This is a genomic window from uncultured Ligilactobacillus sp., from assembly GCF_948826705.1.
Lineage (GTDB): Bacteria > Bacillota > Bacilli > Lactobacillales > Lactobacillaceae > Ligilactobacillus.
Genome location: NZ_CAQLEL010000149.1, coordinates 18,598 through 27,499 on the forward strand (window position 1 = coordinate 18,598; position 8,902 = coordinate 27,499).

General features: G+C 38.8%; 7 protein-coding genes, 1 tRNA gene and 2 pseudogenes. All 10 read right to left on the minus strand.

Translation table 11 applies throughout. From position 1 onward, the window contains the following. Nucleotides 1–7 precede the first annotated feature (7 nt). Nucleotides 8–1,285 (minus strand): histidine--tRNA ligase, encoded by a 1,278-nt coding sequence (gene hisS / locus Q9Q35_RS11210; protein WP_304653441.1) that lies wholly within the window; start codon nucleotides 1,283–1,285, stop codon nucleotides 8–10. Nucleotides 1,286–1,774: 489 nt separating this feature from the next. Next, entirely contained in the window at nucleotides 1,775–2,269 is a 495-nt protein-coding gene (tpx, locus tag Q9Q35_RS11215) for a thiol peroxidase (RefSeq protein ID WP_304653442.1), read from the minus strand. Between the two features lie 207 nt (nucleotides 2,270–2,476). Next, nucleotides 2,477–2,564, minus strand: a tRNA-Ser gene (locus tag Q9Q35_RS11220). Nucleotides 2,565–2,794: 230 nt separating this feature from the next. Continuing rightward, nucleotides 2,795–3,244: a hypothetical protein gene (locus Q9Q35_RS11225; RefSeq protein WP_304653443.1), complete on the minus strand. Its 450-nt coding sequence runs from the start codon at nucleotides 3,242–3,244 to the stop codon at nucleotides 2,795–2,797. A 115-nt stretch (nucleotides 3,245–3,359) separates the two neighbouring features. Further along, a complete protein-coding gene (locus Q9Q35_RS11230) occupies nucleotides 3,360–4,658 on the minus strand; it encodes a pyrimidine-nucleoside phosphorylase (RefSeq protein WP_304653444.1) in 1,299 nt (432 codons plus the stop codon). Nucleotides 4,659–4,674: 16 nt separating this feature from the next. After that, the gene (gene deoD, locus Q9Q35_RS11235) at nucleotides 4,675–5,391 is read right to left on the minus strand and encodes a purine-nucleoside phosphorylase (RefSeq protein WP_304653445.1); all 717 of its coding nucleotides are present in this window, start codon (nucleotides 5,389–5,391) and stop codon (nucleotides 4,675–4,677) included. Nucleotide 5,392: 1 nt separating this feature from the next. Next, nucleotides 5,393–6,586: pseudogene (locus Q9Q35_RS11240) on the minus strand (phosphopentomutase). 12 nt (nucleotides 6,587–6,598) lie between these two features. Next, nucleotides 6,599–7,246 (minus strand): deoxyribose-phosphate aldolase, encoded by a 648-nt coding sequence (deoC, locus tag Q9Q35_RS11245; RefSeq protein ID WP_304653446.1) that lies wholly within the window; start codon nucleotides 7,244–7,246, stop codon nucleotides 6,599–6,601. A gap of 311 nt (nucleotides 7,247–7,557) precedes the next feature. Further along, nucleotides 7,558–8,556, minus strand: coding sequence for a G5 domain-containing protein (locus tag Q9Q35_RS12015; protein ID WP_370648913.1), 999 nt, complete (start codon nucleotides 8,554–8,556; stop codon nucleotides 7,558–7,560). Further along, nucleotides 8,529–8,756: pseudogene (locus Q9Q35_RS11255) on the minus strand (AAA family ATPase); the annotation flags it as partial. The gene Q9Q35_RS12015 and the pseudogene Q9Q35_RS11255, both read right to left, overlap by 28 nt. Between the last annotated feature and the right edge of the window lie 146 nt (nucleotides 8,757–8,902).

Below are 8,902 nucleotides of genomic sequence, written 5' to 3' on the forward strand. Positions count from 1 at the left end.
TTCTTTCTTAAGCTAGTAGGCCAGCAAAGTTAGCGTAGATGTCTGCTAACGAAACACTGATCTCTTCGCCAGTTTCCATATTCTTTAAGTTAGCTTTTTGTTTAGCTAATTCAGTTTCACCTAAAGTCAAAGTATATTTTGCATTCAAGCGACTAGCTGTTTTAAATTGTCCCTTAGGTTTACGATCGAGATAATCGCGATCAGAACTAAAGCCTTGATGCCGTAAACTTTGGACCAATTTTAATGTTTCAGCGTTGACACTTTGCCCGATCCCTACAACATAAACATCAAGAAGATCTTCAAGTTGTAAGCCATTTTCAGTTGCATCTAAAACTAATAACAAGCGTTCGACCCCTAAGCCAAAACCGATCCCCGGTGTTTCAGGACCACCGAGTTGTTCAACTAAGCCATTATAACGACCCCCAGCACACACAGTCGTCCACTTACCACCAAAAGCTTTCGAATCACTCATGATCTCAAAGATCGTGTGGTTATAGTAATCTAGACCACGCACCATATTAGGATCAACTTCATACTTTATCCCTAGCTCATCTAAGAGTTTTTTTAATGTCTCAAAATGTTCTGTTGCCGCAGGAGTTAGATAATCCAAGATCGATGGTGCATCAGCTACGATCGCTTGATCTTTTTTATCTTTACTATCCAAGACACGCAACGGATTTTTGTGCAAACGTTCTTTTGAATCATCTGAAAGTTGATCAGTAAATGGTTCTAAATAGTCGATCAAAGCTTGACGGTAAGCTTGACGTGATTCATTGTCACCTAAAGTATTTAATGCTAACTTCAAGCTATCTAACCCAAAACTTTCCAAAAGATCGATAGCCATTGCGATCACTTCAACATCTAAAGCTGGACTGTCAACGCCAAAAGCTTCGACACCGATCTGATGAAATTCGCGCAAACGTCCAGATTGTGGGCGTTCGTAACGAAACATCGGTCCCATATAGTAAGTTTTGACGGGTTTTTGTAACTCAGGACCGTACAATTTATTTTCAACAAAGCTACGTACCACCCCAGCAGTTCCTTCTGGACGTAAAGTGATATGACGTTCACCTTTGTCATAAAAATCATACATTTCTTTGGTTACGATATCAGATGTTTCACCCGAAGTACGGGAAAAAACTTCGAAGCTCTCAAAGATCGGAGTTCGCATTTCATGGTAACGATATTTTTTAAATAACTTACGAGCTTTAGCTTCAACATATTGCCATTTTGCTGATTCAGCCGGCAAAATATCGGCTGTGCCCTTCGGACGTTGGTATTTCATGGATTTCCTCCTAAAAATGTTCCGGTAACAAAAAAGGCCCTTGTTGAAACAAATTCAACAAGGGCGCAAACAGCACGGTACCACCTTAATTTCTCACTTTAGGATAACGCACCTATCTGCGGCATACTCTCATATGCACCTCAAGAGTCGTCTTTCACTTAAGTCTGATCGACGGATTTCCAGCACCCTCCGCTCTCTGGACGACAAACTCAAATTACTCATCTCTTTAAACCGGTCTGATATTATACTATTCAGCATAATATCAACTAGCTTCAAAGTCAAGCCTATTTTAGTTTTTATTAGCTACTGCGACCCCTAGCAAGAAAAATACCAAAAGAAGCCACCAAAACTTTAGTAACAAACCTAAGAAGGCTAGTACGACCACACCTAAAAATACAAACAAAAAGATCACTATACACCCCTTAAGAACACCATCAGTGACCTTAAAGAGCAACCATAATACAAGTAATAATATAAGAAATTTTAGCATTAATTCAAACTATCCAAAAATTCTAAAGCTTTAGCATAATTTGGTTCATTTGATTGTTCTGTCAATAATTCTTGATAGAGGACTTTTCCTTTAGTATCAACGATCCAAATACTACGTGCATCGATCCTCTTTTCTTCAACATATAATCCCATAGCTTTACCAAATTCAGCCGTGGCATCCGATAAAAGTTCAAGTTTAGCAACACCTTCAGCGGCACACCAATCCTTTTGTTGCTCTAATGTATTGGTCGAGATCGTATAAAAATTAATATTGTTATATTTATCTACTTCTTGATTGAAGCGTTTTGTCGAGAGGCTACAAACACGGGTATCGATATCAGGCACGACACTGATCAAACTTACCTTAGTAAAAAGCTGGGTTCCAGTTTTAACGGTATCAGCTGCGCCTTTTACAGTAAACTCAGGCAATTTTTCACCAACTTTTACGGGAGTTCCATTCGTTTTTGTTGCAACACCATGAAAAAGAATTTCCATTTTAAAATACCTCCAACATTTAATTTACCTCTATTTAATCATACTGGCACTAGAAAGTAAATTTTTTGCTTTGAACCAAACTACAATAATATACTTGCTATTTTTCAGCTATACAAAAAAACCATCTGATGACATCACCAGACGGACCTTATATTTTCTCATGTGGGGCAAAATAGCTCCTGCCCCTTGATATAACAAGCGATTTTAAGGAGAGTACAGGATTTGAACCTGCGCGCCGGTATTAGCCGGTTCGCCGGATTTCGAGTCCGGTGCATTACCACTCTGCCAACTCTCCATAACAAAGAATATTATAGCAACTTCACTTTTAAATTGCAACAATATTCAAAAAAATATATACTTAAAATTCTCTAATTTCCACCAAATATATTTGAGACCATTTTTTGATACCAGTAGCTATTTCCTTTTTTTAGTAAGATATACAAGAACTTTGGTGATTTTCTTAACAAAACACTACTATATTATAAATTAAAAAAGCATCATTGCTGATGCTTGAAAATGATTATTTTAACCTACTGCTTGCAATGTTGCTTGTAAATATTGGCCCACATAACCATCATTATTGAAATTCTCTTCAAGTTCATCCAACGAGACCGTCTCACTTTTAGTGAAATCATCTGGCAACTGTTCCAATAAATTTTTATGTACATGCTCGATATGGTGGCGCGTGATCTTGATAAACTCTGAGTGAAATAAAAGATTCACCTTATAATCAGGCTTTGATAGCCCTGTATTGGGAAAATGATACGTTACATTAAAACGCGTAAATTTTCCTTCATGAAATCTTACTTCTGGCCGTTCGACACAAGTCTTGATATCGATTTTAGCTTTCATACACTGTAAAATTGGTTGCCTTAACTTAAAATATTGTGGATACCTAATATGAACTAAATAAATATCTTTTCGTTGTTGATCTACATAAAAAACGTTATTCAACGTCAACTCATATAGTTTCAACTCTGTTTCCTCCTATTGTTCAATGTGATAATTATCTTAATATGGACCATTAAATTATGCAAATCAAAAAATAGTATTGTTAAGCCTTACATCCCTAACAATACTACTTTATCCACTATTTGATTATTTCATGGATCAACGGAACAGCATTAGTCTTTTCACCGATCTCGATATTACCTAAGATCAAATTTTCAACTTGTTCAATATCTTTTTGATCACTATAGACGGTCACTAGCTCCTCATCTTTTTCAACTCGATCACCGACTTTTTTGTGCAAGCGTAAGCCGACCGCGTAATTGATCGTATCTTCTTTACTTTTACGGCCACCTCCAAGTAGCATACTTGCCACACCCAATTCATCAGCTGTCATTTTAGAAATATAGCCTGCCTTAGGTGCTTTGATCGAGATCTGATATTTTGCCTGTGGCATCAAACTATAGTCATCGATGATATTGCGATCGCCACCTTGCGCCTCTATCATATCGCCAAATTTTTCAAGAGCTTTGCCATTGACCAAAACTTCGATCAACATTTCGCGTGCTTGCTCTAGAGTTTCTGCTTTTCCAGCTAAAACTACCATCTGACTGCCTAATGTTAAAACAAGATCAGTGATGTCTTTAGGTCCATTTCCCTTTAAGATCTCGACCGACTCCTCGATCTCAAGGGTATTTCCGATCGTATTGCCCAATGGTTGATTCATATCAGAGATGACTGCCATACAGCGTATTCCGACGTTTTTACCGATCTCGACCATTGCTTTTGCTAATGCTTTAGCCTTCTCTTGTGTCTTCATAAATGCGCCTGAGCCAGTTTTAACATCTAAGACCAATGCATCGGTACCAGAAGCGATCTTCTTACTCATAATAGAACCTGCGATCAAGGGGATCGAGTCGACCGTTGCAGTAACATCACGCAAAGCATATAATTTCTTATCTGCGGGCGCGATATTACCAGTAGCACTGATGATCGCCAAGTTGATATCTTTAACTTGCTGGATAAATTCAGTTTCACTCAGTTCGACCTTAAATCCTGGTATCGCTTCCAATTTATCCAATGTTCCTCCAGTATGTCCCAAACCACGACCTGAGATCATCGGGATAGGAATATCTAACGCAGCGATCATCGGAGCTAAAGGGATACTGGTCTTATCCCCCACACCACCAGTTGAGTGTTTATCGACCTTGATCCCTGGGATCAGCGACAAGTCGACTTTATCACCTGAATGCAGCATCTCTAAAGCAAAGGTTGCTTGTTCCTTAGCCGTCATCCCATTGAAATATATTGCCATCAAAAAAGCACTAGCTTGATAATCTGGGATCTCGCCTTTAGTATAACCCTCAATAAAAGTGTGTAGCTCTTCTTTTGTTAATTCTGCTCCATTACGTTTGCGTTCGATAATATCTACCATTCGCATTGTAGCTTCCACCTTTCTATGCTTTAACTTGTGAAACTGCAGCTTCAAGTGCAACTTTTACCATATCATTAAATGATCTTTCACGCTCAGATGCTGGCGTTGATTCGCCACTTATAATATGGTTACTGATCGTTAAAACGGCCAAGGCTCTTACATTATACTTAGCTGCGATCAGATATAGGCCTGCCGCTTCCATCTCAGCGCCTAACACATTATATTGGATCAATTTTTCTCGATCGATCTCTTCATTGTAAAAACGATCCTCTGAGATGATATTACCGACTTTAACTGCGATCTGCTCTTTTTTAGCCACAGCATATGCATGATCGAGCAAGCTAAAATCAGCTGTGGGCGCATAATAAAGACCACTGCCAAAAGTATTTTGAATGATGGCCGAATCAGTCGTTGCCGATTGTGCTAAGATAACATCTCTAACTTTTATTTCTGGCGCCATTCCGCCACATGTACCGACACGGATCAAGATCTCACACCCGTAGTAATTGATCAGCTCTTCAGCATATATCAAAGTTGATGGGATCCCCATCCCTGTTCCTTGGATCGAGATCTTTATTCCTTTATAAGTTCCTGTATAACCCAATGCATTACGAACTGTATTATAACAGATCGGATCATCTAAAAACGTTTCTGCAATATGTTTGGCTCGTAAAGGATCTCCCGGTAACAAAACGACCTTAGCGATATCACCCTTCTTGGCTTCAATATGTTCACTCATCTTAATTCCTCCGTAAATCGGCTAAAAAGCTCTTGCCGTCCGTTTTATTTGGTAACTCAAAATTATCTAGGATCGTTGCACCTAAGTCAGCGTAAGTATCACGGATCCCTAACGAACTACCCTTAGAAAAACTTGGTGAATAAGCCAACAATGGCACATATTCACGTGTATGATCGGTTCCTTTAAATCCAGGGTCGTTACCATGATCAGCTGTGATCAGCAATAGATCGTCAGCTTGTAGAATCTCTAGTAACTCGCCCAAACGTTCATCAAATGCTGCCAAAGCTTTGCCATACCCTTCACTATCACGGCGATGACCATACATCGCATCAAAATCGACCAAGTTCGTAAAACACAAACCCGTAAAATCTGTTTGGGCAACTTCGATCGTCTTGGTCATCCCGTCATCATTACTTTCAGTATGGATCTTGTTATCGATCCCCTTACCCGAAAAAATATCGTTAGTTTTCCCGACTCCGATAACTTCAAAGCCGGCTTGGCCCAACATGTCCAGGACCGTATCATTTGGAGGTACTAAAGTAAAATCATGGCGGTCAGATGTTCGTTTAAATTCACTTTTATCTTTACCAACATAAGGACGTGCAATAATACGCCCAATGTGATATTCATCGATCGTTATTTCTCTGACATATTTACAGATCCGATATAACTCATCAAGTGGAATGATCGCTGTATTAGATGCGATCTGTAAGACTGAATCCCCCGAGGTATACACTATCAAGTCTCCAGTCTTCAACTGCTCTTCACCATATTTAGCGATCACTTCGGTCCCAGAGATCGGTCAATTGACGATCACTTTACGCCCACTAAATTCTTCGATCGCCTTGATCAACGGTTCTGGGAATCCATTGGGAAAAAAGCCCAGCGGTTCAGTAACTGGCAAACCCATCATTTCCCAGTGACCGTCCATACTATCTTTTTCAACCGAGATCTCTTGCATCTTACCATAGTAAGCTAATGGGTCTTCAACTGGTAAAACACCTACTAATGGTGAATCAGCACGAATATTTCCCAAACCTAAAGCCGTTAAGTTAGGTAATTTTAACTTGCCATCCCAATAAGAAGTAATATGTCCTAGAGTATCAGAACCCTCATCACCAAATTTAGTTGCATCTTTAGCGGCTCCGATCCCTACTGAGTCGATCACTAATGTAAATACACGTTTAAATCGCATTCCACTCACATCCTAACTATTAACGATCTTGACTCCTGCACTCGCACCTAAACGTGAAGCTCCAGCCTCGATCAAGGCTAAAGCTTCTTCTTTGGAATGGATACCGCCAGAGGCTTTGACACCGATATCTGGTCCGACAGTCTTTCGCATCAATTCAATATCAGCTACTGTTGCACCACCGGTCGAAAAACCAGTGGATGTTTTAACATAGTCAGCCCCAGCTTCTTTTGACAATTCACAAGCTTTGATTTTTTCTTCATCTGTCAATAAGCAAGCCTCAATGATAACTTTGACCAATTTATTTTCTGCATGACATGCATCAACCACCGCCTTGATATCTGTTTTGACAGCATCGTAATGCTTGGCCTTTAATTCGCCGATATTTAACACCATATCAAGCTCATCTGCTCCATCAGCGATAGCTTCTTTAGCTTCACTGACTTTGATACTGGTCTTATTAGCGCCTAAAGGAAACCCGATCACCGTACAAACTTCAACATCACTATCAGCTAAACTTTGAGCCACTTTTTTGACCCAATATGGGTTGATACAGACTGACGCAAATCCATATTCTAACGCCTCAGAAATTATCTTTTCTACTTGTTCTTCAGTTGCATTCGGTGCCAAGATCGTATGATCGATATATTTTGCTAGATCCATAACTAATTCCTCCAAAAATATAAATTTCACATCATGAATACGCTTACAATATAACATTTAGATAATACACTTGTAAAATAAACAGCTTAACTTTTAGGAAAAATTACTAAATATTTTGTTTTTAAAAAAACGAACTAATTAATGAGATAACGGATACCAAAAAATAGTACAATAAGTCACAGACAATAAAAATAGGCTGAAAACCACAGTCAAAGTGTTGATTTTCAGCCTATTCCATTATTTAATTTTTCCAGATAACTAAGCTGTCCCTAGTATCTTCTTACTACTTCAAATTCGTTTTGATCCTGATCTTATCTTTCTTCTTTACGTTTTTTGCTAAACGCTACAAGCCCTAAAGCACTTAAGACTCCTAAACTACCTAAGAGCATTGCTGTATCAGCTTTATTTTTATCACCCATTTGTGGTAATTCTTGTGATTTAGGTACTGGCTGTTCTTTTGTTTGAGCCACTACAGATTTCACTTCAGGGGTTTTAACAACTTCTTTTTGTGTAACTTTAGTTCCCTTGGCAACGATCTCTGCTTGTGGTTCAGTGATCTCTTCTGACGTCATTTCGATCAATTCTCCTGTTACTTCATCAACAGTATAGGTCGTTATTAGACGTTTGATCCCTTCTTTTCCTGGTGTGATAACACACATTTCTCCTAGTGGTAAGTTTGGATCTTCTTGATAGATCGTCTCAAATCCAAGAATTTCTTCACTGATCTTTGGCATCGTTCCAACCGCAATGATCTCTGTTACTGGTTCTGTCGTTATAGTACCATTTGGATGACGAACCCCCACCTGACCAGTTACTCGCACTTCTGTAACACCAGCTTCAAGCTCTTCGTCAGCAACATAGCGTGTCTCATACATGATCTCTTTATTTTCTCCAATACCTACTTTGACCTCTTGATCAATAGCTGGTATCAACTCTTTAGCAACGTTAGCGACCGTTACAAGGCCTGTCGTTTCATTGAGTGCATAACTAGTTGTTGTGATCGCTTTTCCATCTTTACCAGCGACGATTTCGATCTTTGGATCAGTTTTCAACATTGTACTATCTTCGATCAAAACAACATGGTATGGTACTGCTACTTCTGCCACATTAGGTTTGATACCTACAAGGACCACTTCAGTAACTGGGGCTTTCGTTATCGTCCCATTTGGATGCATGATACCATTTTGCCCCTTCACACTAACTGTTTTTACCCCTAAAGGTCTCGTTTCATCTGCTCGGTAAATGACTTGATAGCTGATATCACTTTCTTTTCCTACACCTTTTTTATAATCGCATCTTCCATAGAGCATTCACCGATAACAACTTGATAAATTGTATTTCTGTTTCCTGTTTTGTCAATGCCCATTCCACTTGTTGTGTTTCCTTGTGGGTCAATATCCACAGCTAAAACTTTTTTTCCTTTTTCTGCAATACAAGCAGATAAATTGATTGAAGTAGTAGTTTTTCCTACTCCTCCTTTTTGATTTGCAATAGCAATAACTCTTCCCATTTTTGTACTCCTTATAATCTTATGACTTATTTAGTATATCATCTTTTACATTGATAATCTATAGTTAATACAAAAATGTTTCACGTGAAACATTTTCCATTATTACCAAAATGCTGTTTAATGTTTCACGTGAAACATTTTATAAG